The sequence below is a fragment of the uncultured Parabacteroides sp. genome, from assembly GCF_905196875.1.
Classification (GTDB): Bacteria; Bacteroidota; Bacteroidia; order Bacteroidales; family Tannerellaceae; genus Parabacteroides.
This window is the reverse complement of the sequence record NZ_CAJJWO010000022.1, coordinates 49,618-73,823: the sequence shown is the minus strand read 5'-3', so window position 1 is coordinate 73,823 and position 24,206 is coordinate 49,618. Positions and strand designations below refer to the sequence as shown.

19 protein-coding genes, 1 tRNA gene and 1 pseudogene are annotated in these 24,206 nt (G+C 41.6%); 17 read left to right on the top strand and 4 right to left on the bottom strand.

Going from position 1 to position 24,206, the window contains the following annotated elements:
• Together QZ076_RS09815 and QZ076_RS09810 are read left to right on the top strand one after the other, a co-directional pair.
• On the top strand, window positions 1–227 hold a 227-nt coding region (locus QZ076_RS09815; protein ID WP_293712897.1), incomplete at its 5' end, for a hypothetical protein.
• Between the two features lie 224 nt (window positions 228–451).
• The gene (locus QZ076_RS09810) at window positions 452–1,384 is read left to right on the top strand and encodes an Rpn family recombination-promoting nuclease/putative transposase (protein ID WP_293712895.1); all 933 of its coding nucleotides are present in this window, start codon (window positions 452–454) and stop codon (window positions 1,382–1,384) included.
• A gap of 83 nt (window positions 1,385–1,467) precedes the next feature.
• On the opposite strand, the gene QZ076_RS09805 is transcribed toward QZ076_RS09810, so the two are convergent.
• From QZ076_RS09805 to QZ076_RS09795, 3 genes are all read right to left on the bottom strand, one after another.
• Complete coding sequence (locus QZ076_RS09805) at window positions 1,468–2,292, bottom strand: hypothetical protein (RefSeq protein WP_293712893.1); 825 nt, start codon at window positions 2,290–2,292, stop codon at window positions 1,468–1,470.
• Between the two features lie 539 nt (window positions 2,293–2,831).
• Complete coding sequence (locus QZ076_RS09800) at window positions 2,832–4,106, bottom strand: ATP-binding protein (protein WP_293712891.1); 1,275 nt, start codon at window positions 4,104–4,106, stop codon at window positions 2,832–2,834.
• A gap of 68 nt (window positions 4,107–4,174) precedes the next feature.
• Entirely contained in the window at window positions 4,175–5,224 is a 1,050-nt protein-coding gene (locus tag QZ076_RS09795; RefSeq protein WP_293712889.1) for an acyltransferase, read from the bottom strand.
• 138 nt (window positions 5,225–5,362) lie between these two features.
• Between QZ076_RS09795 and ileS the strand changes: the two genes are divergently transcribed.
• The 5 genes from ileS to QZ076_RS09770 all read left to right on the top strand — a co-directional run bounded on the left by ileS (window position 5,363) and on the right by QZ076_RS09770 (window position 11,066).
• On the top strand, window positions 5,363–8,791 hold the full coding sequence (gene ileS, locus QZ076_RS09790; RefSeq protein WP_293712887.1) for an isoleucine--tRNA ligase: 3,429 nt from the start codon (window positions 5,363–5,365) through the stop codon (window positions 8,789–8,791).
• Between the two features lie 120 nt (window positions 8,792–8,911).
• Window positions 8,912–9,292, top strand: coding sequence for a TraR/DksA C4-type zinc finger protein (locus tag QZ076_RS09785; RefSeq protein WP_007657507.1), 381 nt, complete (start codon window positions 8,912–8,914; stop codon window positions 9,290–9,292).
• Window positions 9,293–9,916, top strand: coding sequence for a lipoprotein signal peptidase (locus tag QZ076_RS09780; protein WP_293712885.1), 624 nt, complete (start codon window positions 9,293–9,295; stop codon window positions 9,914–9,916). It abuts the gene before it with no gap.
• Window positions 9,917–10,726 carry a DUF4296 domain-containing protein gene (locus QZ076_RS09775; RefSeq protein WP_293712884.1) on the top strand — a complete coding sequence of 270 codons (810 nt, stop codon included), beginning with the start codon at window positions 9,917–9,919 and terminating at the stop codon, window positions 10,724–10,726.
• A gap of 7 nt (window positions 10,727–10,733) precedes the next feature.
• A complete protein-coding gene (locus QZ076_RS09770) occupies window positions 10,734–11,066 on the top strand; it encodes a hypothetical protein (protein ID WP_293712883.1) in 333 nt (110 codons plus the stop codon).
• Here the strand turns inward: QZ076_RS09770 and QZ076_RS09765 are convergent.
• Window positions 10,989–11,756 carry an RNA methyltransferase gene (locus tag QZ076_RS09765; RefSeq protein ID WP_293712882.1) on the bottom strand — a complete coding sequence of 256 codons (768 nt, stop codon included), beginning with the start codon at window positions 11,754–11,756 and terminating at the stop codon, window positions 10,989–10,991. The two genes, QZ076_RS09770 and QZ076_RS09765, sit on opposite strands and share 78 nt — an antisense overlap.
• A 74-nt stretch (window positions 11,757–11,830) precedes the next feature.
• Between QZ076_RS09765 and QZ076_RS09760 the strand changes: the two genes are divergently transcribed.
• The 10 genes and pseudogenes from QZ076_RS09760 to QZ076_RS09715 all read left to right on the top strand — a co-directional run bounded on the left by QZ076_RS09760 (window position 11,831) and on the right by QZ076_RS09715 (window position 24,206).
• Entirely contained in the window at window positions 11,831–14,185 is a 2,355-nt protein-coding gene (locus QZ076_RS09760; protein ID WP_293712880.1) for a BamA/TamA family outer membrane protein, read from the top strand.
• 67 nt (window positions 14,186–14,252) lie between these two features.
• Window positions 14,253–14,326: transfer RNA gene (locus QZ076_RS09755), tRNA-Arg, on the top strand.
• Between the two features lie 186 nt (window positions 14,327–14,512).
• Window positions 14,513–15,064, top strand: a complete 552-nt coding sequence (locus tag QZ076_RS09750; protein WP_293712878.1) for an RNA polymerase sigma-70 factor — start codon at window positions 14,513–14,515, stop codon at window positions 15,062–15,064.
• A gap of 85 nt (window positions 15,065–15,149) precedes the next feature.
• Window positions 15,150–15,470 carry a family 43 glycosylhydrolase gene (locus tag QZ076_RS09745; RefSeq protein WP_293712876.1) on the top strand — a complete coding sequence of 107 codons (321 nt, stop codon included), beginning with the start codon at window positions 15,150–15,152 and terminating at the stop codon, window positions 15,468–15,470.
• The gene (locus tag QZ076_RS09740; RefSeq protein WP_293712874.1) at window positions 15,467–15,661 is read left to right on the top strand and encodes a hypothetical protein; all 195 of its coding nucleotides are present in this window, start codon (window positions 15,467–15,469) and stop codon (window positions 15,659–15,661) included. Before QZ076_RS09745 ends, QZ076_RS09740 begins: the two co-directional genes overlap by 4 nt.
• A pseudogene (locus QZ076_RS09735) lies at window positions 15,657–16,145 on the top strand (hypothetical protein); the annotation flags it as partial. The gene QZ076_RS09740 and the pseudogene QZ076_RS09735, both read left to right, overlap by 5 nt.
• A gap of 80 nt (window positions 16,146–16,225) precedes the next feature.
• Complete coding sequence (locus tag QZ076_RS09730; protein ID WP_293712872.1) at window positions 16,226–17,965, top strand: DUF6057 family protein; 1,740 nt, start codon at window positions 16,226–16,228, stop codon at window positions 17,963–17,965.
• Window positions 17,966–17,976: 11 nt separating this feature from the next.
• Window positions 17,977–19,440, top strand: coding sequence for a hypothetical protein (locus QZ076_RS09725; protein ID WP_293712870.1), 1,464 nt, complete (start codon window positions 17,977–17,979; stop codon window positions 19,438–19,440).
• 214 nt (window positions 19,441–19,654) lie between these two features.
• A complete protein-coding gene (locus QZ076_RS09720; RefSeq protein ID WP_293712868.1) occupies window positions 19,655–20,641 on the top strand; it encodes a FecR family protein in 987 nt (328 codons plus the stop codon).
• Between the two features lie 100 nt (window positions 20,642–20,741).
• Window positions 20,742–24,206, top strand: a complete 3,465-nt coding sequence (locus tag QZ076_RS09715) for a TonB-dependent receptor (RefSeq protein WP_293712866.1) — start codon at window positions 20,742–20,744, stop codon at window positions 24,204–24,206.

Genomic DNA, 24,206 nt, shown 5'->3' with positions numbered 1-24,206 from the left:
GCTTGAAAGGGAGGCACTGCCAGCCTGGCGATCCCATGGTTGGGGCTGACAGCACTGTTGTCGATCCTGTTGTCGCAGACGGAGGTAGCTCTGGCAGCCATCGGAGCGATCCTGTCGATCATTCGCCCGAAAGCGACGAGCCCGAAAAACAACCTCCCGCATTAACTCCCGGTAACCTGTTGGGATGGCTGCTGATCGGTGCGGCTACGGTGAAGTTGTTTTGTTGAACCGTAAAAATCCTTCACCGGTAATCTGTTTGTCTTTAGATAGATGGGTTTCCGGTGAAGGTTTGAAGGATTATTTTTAGAAAACTTTTGTGCGTTCATGATAATTCAATAATGGAAATAATTGATATTTCCCTCAATATTCCCTCCCCAATGATTTGGTTAATCTGAACAATTCTTTATATTTGCGGCAACTCTATTATTGGAGTCAATCAAAACAATGCGCTATGAACAAATTTGTCAATCCGTTTTCGGACTATGGCTGGAAGAAAATCTTCGGCAGTGAAGTTAATAAAGATCTTATCATTAGCTTCTTAAATGAAGTTATCCAACATGAAGTCATTGTAGACATCACCTTTAGGAATGTAGAAATGCTCGGCTTAAAGCATGACCAACGACGGGCAGTATTCGACATTTTCTGCGAGAATGACAAAGGGGAAGTCTTCATAATCGAGATGCAGAAGTCGCGACAGAAGTACTTCTCTGACAGAGTGTTATACTACGCCTCTTTCGCAATCCAGCAACAATCCATGATCGTAAAAGAAAAGTTGGGTGAAGAACTGGAGAAAAAATCGAGAAAGGAATTGGATACAATCCATAGACGTTGGAACTACCATATCAGCAAAGTCTATGTAGTTTGTGTGTTGAACTATATTATGGATCCTACCCGCCCGGATAAGTATCGTTGGGATATTGTTCGTATGGACAGGGAGTTGAAGATTCCTTTCAGCGAAACGCTCAATGAGATCTATCTTGAAATGCCAAAATTTGTATTACCTTTGCAAGCATGCGACACGCTTTATAAGAAGTGGTTATTTGTCTTAAACAACATTGAGATCATGGAACGATTACCCGAAGAACTGAACAATCAGATATTCCGCAAGCTGAAAAGCATAGTGGAAGTAGAGCGCATGACTCCCGACCAACGCTTGGAATACGAGCTAAGCCTCTCTGTTGAGCGCGACTTGGCTGCTGCCCTCGATACCAGTTTTGAGGATGGCATGGAAAAAGGTCTTGAGAAAGGTGTAGAAAAAGGGAAAGCAGAAGGCAAAGCGGAAGAACAGCGTTTGATCGCTACGAATTTAAAAAAGCAGGGAGTCAATGTTGAAACGATCGCCCAATGCACCGGCCTGTCGATTGAAGAAATAAACGAGTTGTAATCGTTGGTAAAAAAAGCCATTCGACTCTCACGAGCCGGATGGCTTATAACTGTATTGCAGTTTCAGAAAAAAATTATTAGGTTTTACCTCTTAGTTAGCTCTTGATATAGTTCACATTGACCTTGAGGGTCAAAGATTCCTTTCCTTATTAATTCATTTTCCAGCCTGTGTAATGATAAATCACCAAAGTTGCGTTGCTCCTTCAGTGTTGCGATGCCGTTGGCAGAAGTATATCTCAGTAAATCTTCCAGGGTATATATATCCAATGATCTGAAAATAGTTAAAGTCCTACTCTCCAAATCAAGACATTGGGTTAATGGTTTTGATAATAATTTCTTTTGTCTGGCATAAGGTATTTTGACCGTTGTTTTCTTTTGGGCAGAATGTTTGATTTCTTCCATTAATAACTGATTGCTCAGCAATTGTATCTTTGATTGCAACGCTTCGATTTTTATATCTTTTTGAATACTGTTATTGAGGTTGTCCCTGATAAATCCGGTTTGGATACTGATGTCCGTAATTGCGTCACGGAATATGCATTTTACTTTCCGGGGAGTAAGGCTAAGATGTTCCGCAACCTCTTCGACGCTTAACTTGGTGGCTAATGCATGGAATACTATTTTCTTGAGATCGGAGTTAAGTAAGTTTCTCATTTCCGATACGATCAATAAATACTCGGGTGACAGGCTTTTGAATGCTTTGATAATGAAGTCGCTTTCTTTCTCTTTGTCCTCTTGTGTAGGTTGTTTTTCCTCCTCCGGCAGGTTTTCCGGAGGGGATATGATACAGGCGTCTTCCCAGATCGCAGCTTTATGCTCAGGCAGTACATTCCCTAAAAGGGCTGGCTTCTGGTCGTTAGGGAGGAGAAGTTTTACATAATCACGTATTTTAGTCAACAGGTTAATCATAGTATGAAACGTTTTATATGATACATATTATCTGCTATATAGATACTATCCTATTCTCCCGAACCGGACAGTTGTAGAGTCTCCTCTTCACTATGCCTTTTTACTGAATTGTATGATTGTTTAATATATTAACTAAGTATGGGCAGTAAAAAGTATAGCTTGAAAAAAGGCATAAAAAAACGTGGTGCTATTGCTACATCTCAGCTACATAGGGTATCCCTCCCTGACAGACTGATAGTAAGCAACAGCCCACGTCATATCATATATAACTACATATATACAAATAACATGGGCATTTTGTTGCTACTATCTCAATTCTGTCTAAAAAACGGGATAATTTATGTAGACCGAGATAATATCTTAAAATGCCTTATTCTAAATATTTCTACAGAACAGAACCTAACGCTATAGTTTCTGCGCTTTCTGTAGTACTGCAAAGATAGTAGATACGATCAAATAAACAACTGTTTGTAGCGGAAAAATACAGCTTGGACTTAAAAATCATAAGCTATGTGTTTATTTGTGCTTTTTTGATTGATTTATTCCTTAAGCAACCATTTCCAGACAGGGAGCACTTCTATATCTAAACCGCTTTCGGAGATCGTTGTTTCTTCGTCCCGGGTGATTATAAATGCTTTTCTAAGAGGAAAGACTTCTGCTATTTTCCGTAAGGCTTTGGTTTCTCTCTCCCGGGTGAGCGGGTCGTCGATGCTGTATGATACTTGTATCGCTATTTCCTCGTCAGGAATGTAAAAATCGACTTCGATACCTTTATTATAGAAGAATACCCCGTATTCTTCTCCTTTTCTGTATCGTTCGATCAGATTTATGGCTACTATGTTTTCCAACAATTTGGTTTCGGCATCGAAGAGGAAATTATTCAATAACCCATTGTCATAGTAATATCGTTTACAGCTGGAAAAACGTTCGGCTACCGAATCTGTGAAGTTCGGAACATTAAAAGTCAGATAAACGTCATTCATGTAATTCAGGTAATCGGCCAATGTGTTACGGCCAATGTTGCTCCCCGACGATTTTATGATATTTAGTAACCGGGTTTGAGTGGTAGGCTGCATAACACTTTCCGCCAGTTTTTTGGCAAGTAAACGAATGGCGTTGCCGTTGCGTATTTCGTTTCGTGCGATAATGTCTCCTAGTAAAATCTTCAGGTAAAGCGAGTTGATCCATTCCCGTTTGTCTGTTAAGGGAAATGTTTCTGCGAAACCACCGAAATGAAAATAGGTATCGAATTGTCTGATCACCTGTAGGCGCAATTCCGGATCGTATTCCCAGTTTTTCTTTAGGTCGATTTTATGATAGGTTAAAAACTCCCTGAATGAGAAAGGAAATACCTCCCGTATGATAAACCTGCCTCCGAGTGTAGTTGCAATATCCCGGCTAAGCATTTTTGCATTACTTCCGGTAATGAAAACCCGGTATTTGGAATCGGCCAGGCGGCGGGCAAATTTTTCCCAGCCATCGATGTTCTGTATTTCATCCAGATAGATCAATGGGGTGCGATTGTCATACATCTCGGCATAGCATTCTAATAATAACCCTAGTTCAGAACTGCTGATTGAGGAAATGCGTTCATCCTCGAAATTGATATATAAACAGTCTTCGATAGTTGCTTTACCGGATTCTATCAGATTTTGTATATCCTGATACATTTGGTAGGACTTACCGGCTCGCCGAATCCCAACTAATACATAATTAGCTTGTTCTTCGAAATAGATCGGTCTTTTGACTAATTGTATATTGCTGATTTCCCTCTGGCGTTCAGCAATAATTGCTTTTATAATCCGCTTTTCCATCGTCTTGCACTGTATATAGTGCAAATATCGCTAAAATATGCTTTATATACAAAGCATGTACGTGCTTTTTAGGATTGTTTTTTAGTCAGTACCCTTTTTACCCACCTATTAGCCGGCTTTTCAAAATAATAATAAGAAAGCAAGCTGAGTGCGACAGTGATACAGAAGATAAGGGGAACGCTGATTGTCCATTGTATTTGCCATTGGTAGATAGCGGCCATTTTGGTGTATGTCAGTATGATAAATAAATGGATCAGGTAGAAGCTGTAACTGATTTCACCGCCAATGATTAAGAAGCGATTGGAGAGCAGTCGGGATAGCATTCCCTTTTGCAGGGCGAAAACAAGGATCATCAGAGAAACCGGCAACCAGTAATAGCAAGAATAACGATAGACTTTGGGAATGTCGGCAGCACAAAGATAGAAAAGGAAAAACAGGACAACGACGCCTGTCTCCAATAGTGTGCCGGCGGAATAAGATATCTTTTTACTGCATAATAGCCGATAGAACTGGTAAAGTAAAACTCCTACGAAAAAGTCCGGCAGGCGGGTGATCGGATTGACATACCAGTATGCTTTGATCTGTTCATCAGGTGTCAGATACATGCCCGCTAGCATGACCGGAAGGCAGATACCGAGTGCGATAAGCAGGTTTCGCCGGCTGTTTAAGAATGGGATAACAAGAGGGAAACAGAAATAAAATAACTGTTCGCATCCCAAACTCCACGACGGGCTGTTGAATGAGAAAAAGTAGTCGGCCGAGGGGAAGAACGGTTGCAGCAGGAAGGTGGAAGCTGCAAAGTGTTTTATCCAGTCTACCGTGCCGTTATACTGAACATATCCCCCTATACATGCCGCAATTACTAACGTAAGCAGATGCAAAGGATAAATACGGGCGATACGGGCCACCCAGAAAGTACGCTTGTCGGTGCGTTTTGTCAATAACTTTTCCTGGTAATTGTAGGCGATAATAAAGCCGCTGAGGACGAAAAAGAAACTGACCCCGACAAACCCCTCTTTGAAGAAGTGGGCATCGAAACTTGAATCCAGTACATAGCAATGGGCCCCGAATACCATCAGGGCAAAGAATATTCGCAAAGAGGTGAGTGTGTCGATCATGGTGCTTATCCATTTTTGTATCCGACTGCAAAAGTACGGCTTTCTTTGACGTTACCTAAAGTAAATCTTTTTTTTTCTAATTGGAATTAAATCACTAACTTTGCGGCATTTTTAGAAGAAAGATAAATATAACGCGATATGAGTAAGAAATTTGCTGAATACTCTAAGTTTGACTTGTCGAACGTAAATAAAGAGGTGCTGAAGAAATGGCAGGATGGCGACATCTTCCATAAGAGTCTTGAAATCCGCGAAGGATACCCCTCGTTTGTGTTTTATGAAGGTCCGCCTTCAGCAAACGGTATGCCGGGTATTCACCACGTTATTGCCCGTTCGATCAAAGATATTTTCTGCCGTTACAAAACCATGAAAGGATATCTGGTGAACCGTAAGGCAGGATGGGATACTCACGGCCTGCCGGTTGAGCTGGGCGTGGAAAAATCGTTGGGTATAACCAAGGAAGATATCGGCAAGAAGATTTCTGTCGCTGAATATAATGCAGCTTGCCGCCGCGATGTGATGAAGTTTACCAAAGAATGGGAAGACCTCACCGACAAGATGGGCTACTGGGTGGATATGGAAAATCCGTATATCACCTACGATAACCGTTACATCGAAACTTTGTGGTATCTGCTGAAAGAATTATATAAGAAAGGTTTGCTGTACAAAGGATATACCATCCAACCGTATTCGCCGGCAGCCGGAACAGGTTTGAGCTCGCACGAGCTGAACCAGCCGGGATGTTACCGCGACGTGAAAGATACGACCTGTACGGCTCAATTCCGTATACTCGACCCGAAGCCGGAAATGGCACAGTTCGGTGAACCGTTCTTCCTGGCATGGACGACTACTCCCTGGACATTGCCTTCCAATACGGCGCTTTGCGTAGGCCCGAATATCACCTATGTGGCTGTTCAGACTTACAACCCGTACACAGGTATGCCGATGACAGTCGTATTGGCTAAGGATCTGATGGATGCACATTTTAATCCGAAGGCTGCCGAACTGGAACTGTCTGACTATAAGATCGGTGATAAACTGATCCCGTTCAAGGTGGTTGGCGAGTGGAAAGGTCCGGAACTGGCCGGTATGCATTACGAACAGTTGATCCCCTGGGTGAATCCGGGAGAAGGTGCTTTCCGTGTGATCACCGGCGATTATGTAACAACGGAAGATGGTACAGGTATCGTTCATATCGCTCCGACATTCGGTGCGGACGACGACCGCGTGGCGAAAGCTAGCGGTGTGCCTCCTTTGATGATGGTCGATAAGGATGGTAATAATCGTCCGATGGTGGATATGACCGGTAAGTTCTATCTAATGGAAGACCTGGATCCTGAGTTCGTGCAGACTCGTATGAATGCAGCCGATTACGATCCGTTCGAGGGTAAGTTCGTAAAGAATGCCTATGATCCGGAAAAGACGGATAAAGACGAAACATTGGATATCGAGATATGTATGATGCTGAAGGTGCAGAACCGCGTGTTCCGTATCGAAAAGCATGTACACAACTATCCGCACTGCTGGCGTACCGACAAACCTGTATTATACTATCCGCTGGATAGCTGGTTTATCCGTACCACTGCCTGCCGCGACCGTATGATCGAACTGAACAATACGATCAACTGGAAACCGCAGAGTACAGGTACAGGCCGTTTCGGTAAATGGTTGGAAAACCTGCAGGACTGGAACCTGAGCCGCAGCCGCTACTGGGGTACTCCGCTGCCTATCTGGCGTACGGAAGACGGTACGGAAGAAAAATGTATCGGTTCGGTAGAAGAACTGTACAATGAAATAGAGAAAGCTGTTAAGGCCGGACTGATGGAGTCGAACCCGTATAAGGTGAAAGGATTCCAGCCGGGCGAATACAATAAGGATAATTACGAAAAGATCGACCTGCACCGTCCGTATGTGGATGAGGTGATCCTTGTTTCTGAAAGCGGCAAGCCGATGAAGCGTGAGACCGACCTGATCGACGTTTGGTTCGACTCGGGTGCGATGCCTTATGCCCAGATCCATTATCCGTTCGAGAATAAGGAGTTACTGGATAGCCGCGAGGTATATCCGGCAGACTTTATCGCTGAAGGTGTAGACCAGACTCGTGGCTGGTTCTTTACCCTGCATGCGCTGGCAACGATGGTGTTCGACAGTGTGGCTTATAAAGCGGTTGTGTCTAATGGTCTTGTATTGGATAAGAACGGCAACAAGATGTCCAAACGTCTGGGTAATGCCGTCGATCCGTTCTCTACAATCGAGCAGTATGGTTCCGACCCGTTGCGCTGGTATATGATCACCAATGCTTCTCCGTGGGATAATATCAAGTTCGATATCGACGGAATGGATGAAGTGCGCCGTAAATTCTTCGGTACATTATATAATACGTATTCATTTTTTGCTCTGTATGCAAACGTAGACGGATTTGATTATTCGGAACCGGATGTTCCTCTGAAAGAACGCCCGGAAATCGATCGCTGGATCCTTTCGTTGTTGAATACATTGGTGAAGGATGTCGACGGATTCTATGATACCTACGAACCGACACGTGCGGGACGTGCTATCTCTGAATTCGTGAACGATAACCTGAGTAACTGGTATGTACGTCTGAACCGCCGCCGTTTCTGGGGTGGAGGCATGACTACCGATAAGTTGTCTGCTTACCAGACATTATATACTTGCCTGGAAACAATCGCCAAGCTGATGTCGCCGATTGCTCCGTTCTATGGAGACCAGTTGTTCTGCGACCTGATTGCTGTTACCGGACGTGAGACTGTAGAGTCTGTTCACTTGTCGGATTTCCCGAAATATGATGAAGCATTGATCGACAAGGATCTGGAAGAACGTATGAAGATGGCGCAGGATGTGTCTTCTATGGTGTTGGCTTTGCGTCGTAAGGTGAATATCAAAGTTCGCCAGCCGCTGCAAACGATCATGGTACCCGTTGTCGACGCTCACCTGCAGGAAAGCATCGAGGCGGTAAAGAACCTGATTCTGAACGAGGTGAATGTGAAGGAATTGAAGTTTGTCGATAATGCCGCCGGTATTCTGGTGAAACGTATCAAACCGGACTTTAAGAAGTTAGGCCCGCGTTACGGTAAGATCATGAAGAGTTTGGCAGCTGCCATCCAGAGCATGAGCCAGGAAAATATCATGGCGTTTGAAGCTGCCGGTACATTCACATTGAATGTGGAAGGGCTGGACGCAACAGTCGAACTGGCTGATGTGGAAATCATTTCGGAAGATATCCCCGGATGGCTGGTTGCTAACGAAGGACGCCTGACGGTGGCACTGGATATCACCGTAACGGAAGACTTGCGTAAAGAGGGATTGGCCCGCGAACTGGTGAATCGTATCCAGAACCTGCGTAAGAGCAATGGTTATGATATTACGGATAAGATTACTGTTACGGTTCTTTCTTCCGATGAAATGGATGAAGCGATTAAAGAGTATAATGAATATATAGCAAACCAGGTACTGGCTGTGTCGGTTGAAATTACAGATCATGCAATAAGCGATGCAACCGTGCTTGATTTTGAGGATTTCAACCTGTCGGTTCGTATCGAAAAGGAATGAATTTTTTATTAAAAAAGAAAGGCGTCCCTTGCTGCATATAAATATTATCGTATATTTGGACTGCGACATTGGATCGCCTGATGTATATATTATGAATGTTGAACCTAAAATTATTGAACCATGGCAGAAAAGACAAGATATTCGGATGCTGAACTCGAGGAGTTCCGCGCCATTATTTTAGAGAAGTTAGAGGTAGCAAAAAAGGATTATGAGTTGTTGAGATCGGGTGTAACCAATTCTGATGGTAACGACGTGGCTGATACATCACCTACATTCAAGGTGTTGGAAGAAGGTGCCGCAACCTTATCGAAAGAAGAGGCCGGACGTCTGGCACAGCGTCAGATGAAGTTCATCCAGAACTTACAGGCAGCTTTGATCCGTATCGAAAATAAGACTTACGGTATTTGTCGTGAAACGGGTAAACTGATCCCGAAAGAAAGACTGCGTGCCGTACCTCATGCTACTTTGAGTATCGAAGCAAAACAAGGAGGTAAAAGATAAATGAAATTTTCAAAAGGTTGGGGAGCAGTGTTTATTGTAATGCTGCTCCTTCTTCTTGACCAGGCTCTCAAAATTTGGATCAAGACACATATGCAACTGCATGAAAGTATAGAAATCACACCGTGGTTTTATCTGTACTTTACCGAAAACCCGGGAATGGCTTTCGGGATTGAAGTGATTGGCAAGTTGTTCTTATCTGTATTCCGCATCGTTGCGGTCGGCTTTATCGGTTATTACCTGTATAAGCTGGTGAAGGAGAAGTACAGTTTTGGTTTTATTGCTTGTGTCTCATTGATATTTGCAGGGGCTATCGGTAATATAATAGATTCTATTTTTTATGGAGTCATATTCGACCATAGTTTTGGTCAGGTTGCTTCACTTATGCCTGCTGAGGGTGGGTATGCTACCTGGCTGCACGGGAAAGTGGTGGATATGTTTTACTTCCCGTTGATTCAGACAGAGTTTCCGGACTGGTTCCCGATCTGGGGAGGAGAGGAGTTCATCTTTTTCCGTCCGATCTTCAACCTGGCAGATTCGGCTATCTGTGTAGGTGTTTTTCTGTTGTTGATATTTTACCGGCATACTTTGTCGGACAGTCTCTCGAAAGAAAAAGAAAAGAAATAAATGCGGAACAATTTGCGCAGATATGGCGTCGCTTTGTTAGTGGCTACTTTGCTGGCTTCATGCAGTAAGGTGCCCGACGGTATTCTCTCTGAAAAGGAGATGAAGGCTGTCTTGCTCGATATGCAGCTGGCAGAGGCTATGATCAATACCGATTATAAGACTTATAGTGATGATGCAAAAAAGGAGGCGCTTTATCAGGGAGTGTTCCGTAAACATAAAATAGAACAGGCCGTTTACGACAGCTCGCTGGTATGGTATGGCCGTAACCTGGATATATATATGCAGGTGTACGATCTGGTACTGGCGGATTTGAATGAACGTCAGAAAGCGCTGGGAGACGTACAGGCCAGTGCTGCTCCGGTATCGAAACAGGATTCTGTGGATATCTGGCCGCGACTGACTTATCTTACCTTTGAACCGAATGCCTTGTTTAACGGAGTGACGATCGATATCAAACCGGAGACAAACTATCCTTCGGGCAGTACTTTCGTTCTGGGAATGCGTGTCTGGGGGTTGAATGACAATATGAAGAATCGTCCGGAGATCCGCCTGAGCGCTAATCAGGGGGATACGATCATTACCGTGAATGATAAGGTGTTGAAAGACGGTTATCACGAAACGACTTTGCGTACGTTGCCGACCAAGCAGGTGAAGAGCGTATATGGCTTTATCCGTCTGGATGGGAAAGATGACTCGACCTCTTATTTCAAAGTCTATGTGGATAGCCTGAATCTGATGCGGTACAATTACGGACGGTTGTCTGTTCCTAAAGACTCTGTAAACATAGCCAATAAAGATTCTGTAAAATAATCCTTGTATGCGCAGGATTGCTTCGCATTATATATACTGGAAGAAATGGTTCCGTATGCATTACCTCGAGTTGGATGCGGAAGGGCGTTTCGTCGGTGTATATCCTTTGGAGCAGGAAATAGCAAATACCGAATTTTATGATGGTACATTAATCCCCGTACCGGCAGGTATAACTGTCCCGGTAGATGGAGATTTTGTGCCTGACCAATGGGTATCGGCGGCCGATAACGTGACGGAGGGTAGTCCGGTTTCCGTCTTCCGGTTAACCCATTTTACTCCCGCGACGTCTGAACTCGGCACAGACGACTGCTGTCGCGATTGCTACATTCAACGACTCTGAGGTTTCCCGCTCTTGCGGATAGTTGGGGATATACAACTTTTCGTTTACAAGTGCTTCGATGTCCGGACGGATGCCGTTTCCTTCATTTCCCATAATGAGGATACCTGTGCCGGATAATTCTTTTGTATACATATTCTCTCCGTCGAGGAAGGTGCCGTACAAGGGGATTTTCTTTTCATGTTGCGCTTGCAGGTAAGCTTGCAGATCGGTGTAATGTACTTTTACATGGACCAGGGCACCCATAGTCGCCTGTACGGTCTTGGGGCTGAATACGTCTGCGGTATCCTGGCTGCATACGATATGTTCGATCCCGAACCAATCGGCGAGCCGGATGATCGTGCCGAGGTTTCCGGGGTCTTGTATCCCGTCGAGGGCAATAATCAGCTGGTTTGCCGGGTCTGCATCTTCCAGCGACCAGACGGGACGTTTAAAGACGGCAAGTACATCCTGCGGGTTTTTCAGGAAGCTGGCTTTACGGATATCTTCATCGTCGGCTTCCAGTAACTCTTTAGCAGGGATATCTCCCTGTGTAGCCATCCAGGATGGTTTGGCTATCAGGAGGTCGCATTCGAATGCGTGCAACATATCGGCCACGAGCTTATTCCCTTCGGCAACAAATGCATTTAACTCGTTACGAAACTTCTTTAATTCAAGCGAACGGATCTGTTTTACTTTAGACTTACTCAGCATCTTTACTCTTTTTACAAAGCAAAAGTAAGGGAATTTATTTAATTTCAGCTACATTTGCGTGCGTAAAAGGTTGAATGATGAAGGGAATCCTCCATATACTATATTTCCTATGCCTTGCTTGGATACTGGCCGCTTGCAGTACGACAAAATATGTCGGTGACGGAGAATATCTGCTGGATAAAGTAGAAATCGTTTCCGATAATAAATCCTATAAAGCCAATGAGTTGAAGCCTTATCTGAGGCAGCAGCCTAACTTTAAGGTGTTCGGACTGATGAAGTGGCAGCTTTTTGTATACGATTGGTCGGGACGGAATGAGAAACGGTGGCTGAGTAAACAGCTTCGCCGTATTGGCGAACCGCCTGTTATTCTCGATACTGCTCTGGTGGATCAGTCGACCGACGAATTGAGGCGTTTCTTTATCAACAAGGGATATGTGAATGCCGAGGTTGCTGCTACGATAGATACTTCCAGGCAAAAAAAAGCGGTGGTTACCTACCGGATTAACTCGAATAAACCTTACCGGATACATAATTATACGATGAATCTGGATGATCCGAAGATCGATAGTATCGCTCATTTGAAGGCACCCCGGCGTTCAGCCGTGTCGTCGGCTTTCCGTATTTCTCCGGAAGATTATAATTCCCTGATAAAGGATAGTGCACTCTTTGACCGGGATGTCCTGGATAAGGAACGTCAGCGGATCACTACGCAGCTTCGGCGGAGGGGGTATTATGCCTTTAACCGTGATTATCTGGCTTATCTGGCCGATAGCTCCTATAATCGGAATATTGTGGATCTGGATCTGGTTCTGAAGCCGTACCGCCTGCTTAAACCCGACGGTTCGGTTATCGATACCTTGCATCGTCAGTATTATATAAAGGATGTCACGATCGTTACGGATTATGATCCGTTGAATCAGGTACAGAGTGATTTGAAACTGACTTCGTCCGATACGGTGAAAGTAGGCGATCTGCAGATTTTATATGGTAAGGGCGGAAGAAGTATTCGTCCGGGCGTTTTGCGTAAGAGTACTTATATTACTCCGGGTCGCCTGTTCAATGAACGGGGGGTGGAACAGACCTATTCTTCTTTTGCCGCCCTTCGGGCACTGAGAAATGTGAACATACGTTTTTCGGAAGTGGAGGAAGGGGATACGATGAAGCTAAATTGTACGATCCTGACTTCGCCTGCCAAACTGCAAGGTTTCGGTGTCGACCTGGAAGGTACGAACTCGGCCGGTGACTTTGGTTTTGCTTCCAGTGTGAATTATCAACACAGGAATATATTCAAAGGATCGGAAGTGTTTTCGGCCAAGGTGCGCGGAGCTTATGAGGCGTTGTCTTCAAGTTCTGACGGTAGTAGTTACTGGGAGTTGGGAGCGGAGTCGTCTGTCTTGTTTCCTCGTTTCTTGTTCCCTTTTGTCAGTGAAAGTTTTAAACGTAAAATACGTGCTTCAACTGAATTTAAGGTCAGTTATGGCATCCAGACACGTCCTGAATACCGACGTGCGATTCTTTCCGGAGGATGGAGTTATATCTGGCAGGACCGTTCAAATATGCAGGCGCGTCATACTTTTAAGCTGTTGGATATAGATTATGTGCATTTGCCGAAGATCGATTCAACTTTTGCAAAAGATCTGCCTGAGTCGATGAAGCTTTATAATTTTACGGATCAGTTTGTTGTCGGTTCCGGATATACTTATTCATTCAGCAATTATAATCCTCAGAACCGGTTAAGAAATACGCATTCATTGCGTGTGTCGTTTGAAATGGCGGGTAATATGCTTTATTTGATTTCCAAACTGACGAATGAGAAGAAGGACGAGGATGGCTTGTATCGTTTATTCGGCATCAATTACTCCCAGTTTATAAAAGGAGATGTCGATTTCAGTAGAAGTATTGTGTTAGACAGTCGTAATAAACTGGCTTTTCATGCAGGAGTAGGAGTCGGCTATCCTTATGGAAATGCGAGGATGTTACCGTTCGAACGCAGCTACTTTTCAGGAGGTGCAAATAGTGTACGTGGATGGTCTGTCCGCTCGCTGGGGCCGGGAAGTATGAGGATCAGTCCGGATGGTACTTTTGCCGACCAGGTAGGTGATATCCGGTTGGACCTGAATATGGAGTATCGTACAAAGATGTTCTGGAAGTTTGAAATGGCAGCTTATGTGGATGCCGGAAATATCTGGACCATGCACAAGGATAAGGATCGTGAAAATGCTAATTTCGATTTCTCCCGTTTTTATAAAGAGATAGCCGTTTCTTATGGTTTGGGTTTACGTCTTGATTTCGACTTCTTCCTGATCCGTTTTGATACGGGTATGAAGGCGTATAATCCTCAGGAAAGAGGTAAAGATCGCTGGGCTATTCTGAATCCTAATCTGAAGGGCAATTTTGCCTGGCATTTTGCTGTAGGTTATCCCTTCTAATGAAAAAAAAGGCTTTCCGGTTTGCATATTAAAAAAATAGTACTACCTTTGCACCGCAAATAAGGATGGTTCCGTAGCTCAGCTGGATAGAGCAACGCCCTTCTAAGGCGTGGGTCGAGCGTTCGAATCGCTCCGGAATCACAGTTTGAATATAGAAAGTCTTATAAGCTATAAGTTTATAAGACTTTTTTATTTTCTGTTGGAACGTATTTAGGAACAAATATTATGTTTTAAAGCGTGAATATTAAATAAAAGAATCTTTTGTTAAGGAAGGATTGAATCTTTGTGTATCTTTGAGGCCTGTAAAAATAATCAATGAATTTAGGGATGAGCAGTAACAACGACGATATATTATTGCTGAAACTGATAAAGGAAGGTGATCAAATCGCTTTTAAGCATTTGTTCTATCAGTATACCGATTCATTGGAGCGTTTCATTACCTATTATATCCATGACCGGGAAAAGTCGCAAGAGTTGGTCTTGGATATTTTTACTTATATATGGGAGAATCGCGAACGTTTTGAGATAAAGTTAACATTAAAAGCCTATCTCTTTCAGGCTGCCCGTAATAAGGCTTTTACTTATATCCGTGATAAAAAAATTCCGGTCTATTTGGAGGATCTCTCTGTCAGTGAAGTGGCACAAGATTATAATTCGGATCTTGAGTTTCAGGAATTGTACCGTTTGGTAGAGGAGGCCGTATGTCTTTTACCGGAAAAGTGCAGGGAGATATTCAAGAAAAGTCGGGAAGAGAATTTGACTAATAAAGAGATTGCCAAACAACTTCATATTTCAGAGAAGACGGTGGAGGGGCAAATAACAATAGCACTTAAAAAGATCAGAGTTTATTTGGGAGATTCTTATTCATATTTGTGGTAAAAAAACTTTATTTTTTTAGGGGATACAGCGTTCTTTTGAGTCTATATTTGTAAAAGAAAACGTTTTATAAATAATTCTCAATTCCATGAATAAATTATTATTACTATTTTGGGTATTCTTTGGTGTAGGAGTTGCTTCTATCCACGGGCAGAATATTAATTTGACTGATCCTACGATCTTTTATGAAAACGGAACTTATTATCTGTATGGTACCGGAGGAAACTCTAATCGGGGCTTTCAGGTGTATACCTCTAAAGACTTGAAAATGTGGGAAGGATCGAAAGGAGCTTCTGACGGATATGCTTTAAAGAAAGGGGATTCATTTGGATCGAAGGGATTTTGGGCTCCTCAGGTTTTTGGGGAGAGATTAGCGCCAGGTTACAAAAGAAGGATAATGCCTGGTTGAAAACCGGTGGTCAATGGGGTTGGGAGGAAGTCCCTTATTGGCTCCGCGGATATGCAAACCTGGCTTATATCGTTCAGGATAACCAGATGCTGAATGAAGTTAAAATCTTATTTATGGCGATACCGGATAACGGAATGGCTGCTGTCTTATATAATGCTTGTCAGGCGAAAGTAAAAGTCGAGGGCGGATGAAATCGTTCTTACGGTTCCCATGACATTTAATTATAGTCAGTGGCAGGTTAATAAAAATAGTGTCAGTGTCGATTATGATCCTCTGACTTTGTCTTTAAAGATAGATGAAGATTATCAACAGAAAGACAGTCGTGAAACTGCTATCGGCGATTCAAAATGGCAGGAGGGGGCCGATGCTTCTACATGGCCTACTTATGAGATTTACCCAGCAAGCCCGTGGAACTATGCTCTGCAGATAGATGCTCCAATCTCTGTTCAACGCAAAGAGTGGCCTTTTGATAATAATTCATTTACATTGACAAATGTTCCTTTGATATTTAAGGCACAGGGACGTCTTATTCCGGAATGGAAGATCGATAAATACGGTTTATGCGATGTGCTGCCATATGAGGATGCCAGAAAATCAGATGCATTAGACGAAATAACATTGGTTCCGATGGGAGCTGCCCGTCTACGTATTGCATCGTTTCCGACAACGGAATAAATTTATCACATTTGTTTAAGGGGTATTCGTTGGTTTTGAGTCTTTATTAATAATAAAGATTTAAGCTAACGAATATTATTATGAAATATAAAGATATTGCTGTTTGGGGAATTGTATGCTGTGGTTTATTCTTTTTTTTGCAGTATAACTACCAGTTCTATTTCTATTATATAGAACAATTGCAAATATTTCCATTCACATGGGACTATTTTAGGGATACGTCAGGTCAACCTGGTGGATTCGCTTTTTATCTATCTGGTTTTCTTTCTCAGTTTTATAGATTACCGTATGTCGGTGCATTAATTACGACTTTTTTGTTATTAATAGTGGGGTTATTGATGCAACGAATTTGCAGGCTAATTGCTCCGACTAATTTTTCTTATTTGATTTCTTTATTGCCTGTTTTATCACTTCTACCTTTGCACCTGGACATGAATTATCGATTGCAAGGTACGGTGTCTTACCTCTTGATGCTCGTTTTTTTTCTTTGGTATATAAATGTACAGGATTTTAGGTTCCGGTTTCTCATAGGTTGTCTTTTGTTACCGGTTTTATTGGGAATGGCAGGATCAGTTGTGTTTTTATTGGGAATGAGTATACTTCTTTGGGAACTCCTATATCGTAAAATGTATTGGTATTATATATTCTTGATATTGTTGGAATTGATTGTATTATTTTATTTATCTGTTCATCTGGCTTGGCAAGGAGAATACCGGATGATTTTATTACCGGATTTTTATTACGAACCGCTTTTGAATACCGGAATGATCTATTATTCATGGATTGTATTTCCAACCGGTATCGTTTTAACCGGCTACTTAAGAAGGAAAAATAACTTATCGGGATTAAAAGAGTTTTTAGTTGTCTTCAGTCAATTACTTCCGGTATTATTCTCCTTTTATTGGATACAAAGCCAAAGGAGGTTGGTCTGGCAAGAGAATATGAAGCAAGATTATTATTTGAAAACTGAGCAATGGGATAAAATAATAGCTATGTTTTCAGCAGAAAAGGCAAATCTGCAAACGATAAATGTTTTAAATCTGGCATTGGCCAATAAAGGTAAGCTGGGGGATAAACTATTTCATTATCCTCAATTTAGCAAAGACTGTTTATTACCGAACTGGGACAGCTCTTTACCTTGTGCAGTCGTATTAACTGAAATCTGTTTTCATGTAGGAGATATTGCTTCGGCACAGAAGTTTGCATTTGAAGGATATGTATCGTCGATAACCGGAAGTTCCTATTTCTTAAAACGTTTGGTACAAACTAATCTGATATTTGGCGCTTATCCGGTAGCAGAAAAATATATTAATATCTTGGAACGTACTTTGTTTTATCGGCAATGGGCAAGCGAACAACGAAAATATTTGTATAATGATAATTTAGTGAATGAAGATGTATTGCTGGGAGGAAAAAGAAAGGCATTAATAGGAAAAGGCACATATGCCGTTTCTTCCACGATATTGAAAACGTTGGAACAACTGGCTGTAAACAACCCAAATAACCAGATCGCTTTTCAATATTTATTGGGATATCATATATTGAGTAAAACATTGAAAAATTTTGAAGCTTTATATGAAAAATATTATCACACTGAGGTTTGGCCATCTTTGTCTATTAGCCATCAGGAGGCAATCGTTGCTTTGTTTCAAGAGCAGCCGGCCGTGTGGGCACAGAAAGGAGTAGGTTTGAAAGTGGAACAGAGGTATGGAGCATTCAACCAAGACATGAATGACAAGCGCGGGTATCTAAACTTTCGGGATGTAATGGCTGCTTCTTTTGGAGATACATATTGGTTTTACTTGGTATTTAAAAAATAAATAATGGTGAGATGAAACAGTTCTATTTTATTATTTTATTGTTTTTTTTCTGGGCTTGTACAAAAGATAGACAAATACTAGGTAATATGGAAAGTTTACCTACTATATTTCCGGATTATGTAAATGTGACAATCCCTTATAATATAGCTCCGTTAAATTTCTCTGTTCAATCCTCAGGCCAGCCTATTCTTGCCTTGTTCAGATATAGAGACGAAGAGTTTCAAGTAGAAGGAAGAAATGGAGAAGTTTGTATTCCCGAAAAGAAGTGGAAAGACTTACTGATCCAAGCCAAAGGCGATTCAATAGAGATAACGATTGCAAAAAAAGAACAAGACAAATGGGTTGCCTATTCCCCTTTTTCGATGTATGTGACGAAAGAAGCCGTAGATCCGTATCTCGCTTATCGTTTGATAGATCCCGGATATTCATTATGGAACAAAATGGGAATCTTTCAGCGGAATTTGGAATCGTATGAAGAAACGCCTATCTATGAAAATAAGATAACGAATTATAATTGTGTGAATTGTCATTCGTTTTGTATGTATAATCCGGATAAAATGCTTTTCCACATGAGGTCCAAAATGGGTGGGACAGTCTTGATCGATGAAGGAGAGATTGAATTTTTGGAAACAAAAGTTGAAGAAACGATTTCTGCATTGGTATACCCTTTCTGGCATCCTTCCGGCAAATATATTGCTTTTTCCGTGAATAAAACAACCCAGGATTTGCATCCGACTCAACGTACGGAAGTATATGATACAGCTTCCGATGTGGTTGTTTACGATATAGAGAAACATACAATCTTATCAACTCCCCTAACTACCTCTAAAAATAATTTCGAAACATTTCCAACATTTTCCCCGGACGGCAAGACATTGTTTTATTGTAGCGCTCCGGCTTGTCCCATGCCCGATTCAATAAGAAAACTTTCATATAGTTTATGTTATTTGTCTTTTGATCCGGAAACAGGAACCTTCGGTAATAAAGCAGATACTCTTTATAATGCCTATACCGATGGGAAGAGCGTTTCATTTCCACGTGTTTCTCCTGATGGCAAGTTTATGCTTTGCACGTTGTCCGCTTACGGAACTTTCCCAGTCTGGCATAAAGATGCCGATTTGTATATGATCGATTTACGAACAAAGAAAGGTTTTTATCCGAACGCTGTAAATAGTGATGATACTGAGAGTTATCATTCCTGGTCGTCAAATAGTCGTTGGATTGTATTTAGCAGCCGGCGTATGGACGGCCTATATACACGTCCTTTTTTCGCTTATGTAGCTGAAACCGGTGCTATTGCCAAGCCTTTTGTACTTCCTCAAAAGGATACCGGTTATTACGATCTCCTGATGAAATCTTATAATATACCTGAATTTATTACAGGAAAAGTCGATAATAATTCTTTTAAGATACGTAAAAAAGCCGAACGGGGAGGAGTTGCGGTGAAATATAGCAGGAGATCTGTACCAAAATAAGAATAGACACAGGACATGAGACTAACATAGCCAGCACTATAGTGCTGGTAGAGGTAATACAGTAGTGTTGGTTGGAATAGCATAGTAGTGTTAGGATAACTAGCATAATAATGTTGCAGTCTGTTATGTCTCTACACAAAAAGTGAAAAAAAATCATTTTGTTTTAGGGGATGCCGGGCTTTTTTGAGTCTCACGTTGTATAAATAGAGCGAAAATGGATAGAAACATACCATGGGATTTAATTATACGGAAATTCAAGCATGAGATTTCAGCTGAGGAGCAGACTGAACTGGAGGTGTGGTTTGCTGACAAAGCGAATCATACCCTGTTTCTTGAATTGCAATCCGTATGGTTGTCTCTTATGGCGGAAGGTACAAATTACGTTTCGGAGGTAGATATTTTATGGAAGAGGATGGAACTTAATATAAAAGAAAAGGAACCTAAAATAGTAAAGATGCCCTTATCTTCTTTTCGTTGGTTGTTGGGAGTTGCTTCTGTTTTTCTTCTTTTATTATTTTCTGCAACAAGTTATGTGGTCAATGAATGGTATCAAACCAGTTCTGCTGTTTTGACTTATTCTTCATTAAACGGTAAATCGAAAGTGATTTTGCCTGATGGTACGAAGGTTTGGTTGAATGCAGAATCTACGCTTGAATATTCGACTTCTTTATGGTCGAAAAAACGAAATGTGTTTTTGAAAGGTGAAGCTTATTTTGAAGTAGCGAAAGATTCGGAGCGTCTCTTTGTCGTTAATGGAGGGGGAGTAGCTGTAAAAGTGTATGGTACTGTTTTTAATGTCGAAGCGAGGGAGAATGAGAAGAATGTAAATGTAAGTCTGTTGTCCGGATCGATCCTTGTTGAAAATACAGGAGCATCTCAAATGCTTACACCCGGAGATATTGCAGTTTGTCTTAAAAATAAGCCTAGTATCCGAACAGAACGGTTTGATGTCGCTTTCTCTTCCATTTGGGCTCATGAATCTATTCGTTTTCAAAGAAAATCGATCCGTGAGTTAACCGAATATTTATCGAAATGGTATGGTGTGAAGATTGTGTTGGATCCCCAGGTGCCGACTGACCAGGCATATACGTTTTCGATCAAACATGAATCATTAGAGGAGGTACTTCGATTGATTGCCAGGATAAATCCGATACAATACAGTTTCGATGAAAACAATACAGTGAGAATAACAAATAAGTAGTAATAATTAAAATCGTAATGCCTATGGAATAGAACACAAGAGAAATACAATTTTTTAACATTGAATAAGTAATTAGTAAATTATTAAATCTTAAAAAGTTATGAAGAAACGAAAGTTCTTTAGTACCAGTGGTATTTTAAAATGGAGAATGCCACTTTTGTTAACTGTTTTTTTATTATGGGTTAGTTTCCCTGGAATGATCGAAGCAAAGATGCAACTTCGTTCCATTTCTCTTCATTTAGAAAATGCATCATTAAGTGAAGTGCTTGACCAGATCGAAGAGGTAAGCGGTTATTCATTTTTTTATGATGAGAATAAAGTTGATTTGTCACATCGTGTAAGTGTAAATGCTGATAATAAATCAGTAAAAGATGTGCTGGCTAATATCCTTGATTCTACCGGGATGACTTTTGAAATCTCAAACGACCAGATTGTATTAGTACCGGAAAATGAAAAAGGTAATACGGTTAAATCTATAGTACCTTCGACTCCTCAACCACAACAGCAACAAAAAGTGGTGAAGGGTACCGTGCTTGATCCTTTGGGAGAACCAGTGATTGGGGCAAATGTTGTAGAGAAAGGAACGACGAACGGTATTATTACCGACCTGGACGGTACATTTACCTTAAATGTCTCTCCTGATGCCGTATTGGAAATTTCATATATAGGATATGTCACTCAGACGATCCCTGTAAAAGGGAAATCGGCGGTCAGTGTGACATTGCGTGAAGATTCTCAAGCGTTGGATGAAGTTGTGGTTACCGGTTTCGGTTTAGCTCAAAAGAAAGCGACGTTGACAGGTGCTATCACACAAGTCGGTTCTGAGGATATCAGCCGCTCTGTTGCTTCTACAGCTTCAGGGGCATTGGTCGGTAAAATTGCCGGTTTGAATACCCGTCAGACAGACGGACGTCCGGGAGCAACGACCAGCATTCAGATTCGCAATATGGGTAATCCGTTGTATGTAATCGATGGTATTCAGTCTGATTCAAAGCAATTCAATAATATTGATTTTAACGATATCGAGAGTATTTCTGTATTGAAAGATGCTTCTGCTGCTATTTATGGAGTACGTGCGGCAAATGGTGTTATTGTCGTTACGACCAAGAAAGGTAAAAGGAATACTAAAAATACGGTTTCTTTGAATGCTTATTACGGTTGGCAGAACCCTTCAACTTTCCCAAAACCAGCGGATGCTGCTACTTATCTTACTAATTATGTTCAGTCCGAGACTGTTCAGGGAAAGACGGATTATACATATAGTAAAGAGGATTATCAAAAATGGTTAGCAGGTAAAGAAAAAGGATATGTTCCTTTTGACTGGTATGATTTTATCTGGGAAACTAATCCGCAATATTATCTGAATGCTAATATATCCGGCGGATCAGACAAAATTAATTATTATTTATCTGTCGGTCATTTGAACCAAGATGCCATGATTGTAAATTATGGTGGATTTAAGCGTACGAATGTGCAGATGAGTATTGATGCACAAATTAATAATCGTCTGAAAGTTGGGGCAACAATGAATGGGCGTATAGAAGATATAAAGAATCCGGGTGTTCCTGAAGTTGATGACTATTGGATGCCACGTTTTGGAACCTATCGGAATTTACCGACCAAACGTCCCTATGCAAATGATAATCCAAATTACCCAACAATGACATCTTCAAATGCAGCTACGAATTTTGCATGGTTGAATTATGATTTGTCAGGAGAATTTCAGGAAACCTGGCGTGTGGCCCAGTTACAGGCTACGGCAGAATATGATATTTGGGATGGTTTAAAAGCTAAAGCAATGGTTGGTTATTTTTTGAACTACCATGTAAAGAATAACCAGGAGTATACCTATAAATTGTATAGTTATGACGAAGCAACAGACACGTATCCTGTAATGTTTGAGAATACCAATCCGTGGAGAGAACGTGAAGTTGGACATGAGGAAGAATTAAGCTCGAATATTCAATTATCTTATAATAAGAAATTCGGAGATCATTCTGTTGCAGCAATTGTTGGTTTTGAAGCGATCAAACGTGATACTCCACATTCCTGGTTGCATTCCGTACCTACTGCAAATTCTTTGCACTTGATTGATTATCCGACAATGGATACCTATGATGATTATGGAAATGAAACACAGGCTCGTTTAGGCTGGATGTTTCGTGGAAATTATGATTATGCAAACAAATACTTGGTTGAGTTTTCTGCCCGTTATGATGGTTCTTGGAAATTCCCGCCTAATCAGCGTTGGGGATTTTTCCCTTCAGCTTCTGTTGGTTGGAGGATATCGGAAGAAGTTTTTTGGAAAGAAAGTAAGTTAGCGAATATTTTCAGTGATTTGAAGATTCGTGGTTCTTATGGTATGGTGGGAGATGATATGGAGACATCGGGTGACCCGAATAGAGATTTATATCGTCCTTTTGACTATATGAGTGGTTATAATTATAAGAACGGAGGCTCTGTCATCGATGGTGTTTATACAATAGGTTCTGTTCCCCGTGGTCTGCCGGTAACGACAATTTCCTGGTTGAAAGTAAAAATACTGGACATTGGCCTTGATGTTGCTTTTCTGGATAATCGTTTGACCGGACAGTTTGATTTTTTCCGTCGTCAGCGTGATGGGTTACCAGCTTCCCGTTATGATGTTTTATTACCATCGGAAGTAGGATTCAGCTTGCCGAAAGAAAATCTGAACTCAGATGTACATATGGGGTATGATGCTGCTGTACGTTGGTCAGACCGTGTGGAAGATTTCACTTACTCTATTGGTGGTAATATCACTTATTCTCGTTTTTATGATTGGGAGCAGTATAAACCTCGTTTCTCCAACTCTTGGGATGTGTATCGTAATTCAATCAATCATCGTTTTGGATATGTAAACTGGGGATTGGAAGCTATCGGACAGTTCCAGAGCTGGGAAGAAATCGCTACTTATCCAATCGATAATGACCGTCAGGGTAATAAAACGCTTCGTCCGGGTGATATAAAATATAAAGATGTGAATGGTGATGGTGTAATCAATAGTATGGATGAACGTCCGGTTGGTTATAGAGAAGGAGCTACTCCGGTATTGAACTTCGGTTTGAATTTTGCTTTTGGTTGGAAAGGTTTTGACCTGGCATTTGATTTGACCGGTGGAGCTATGGCTTCTTGGTATCAGGATTGGGAACAGCGTAACCCATTCCATGACGGAGGTAATAACCCGCAGTATTATATGGAGGATACATGGCACTTGGCTGATATTTGGGATGCTGACAGTGAATTAATACCAGGAAAATATCCGATGTTGTTGATCGGTAATAGTTCGCATAGTAATTATTGGAACAGTACTTTCTGGAAAAAGAATGTGCGTTATGTCAAGCTACGAAATTTGGAGTTAGGATATACGTTACCGAAACATATTGTGGAAAAAGCATTGATTTCGGATTTACGTTTTTATGTCGCCGGAACAAACTTGTTTACATTAACGAATGCTCCTGGCATTGATCCTGAAACCTCTGAGGGGAATGGATTGGCATATCCGACGACACGAATTATAAATATTGGTGTAAACCTTAAATTTTAA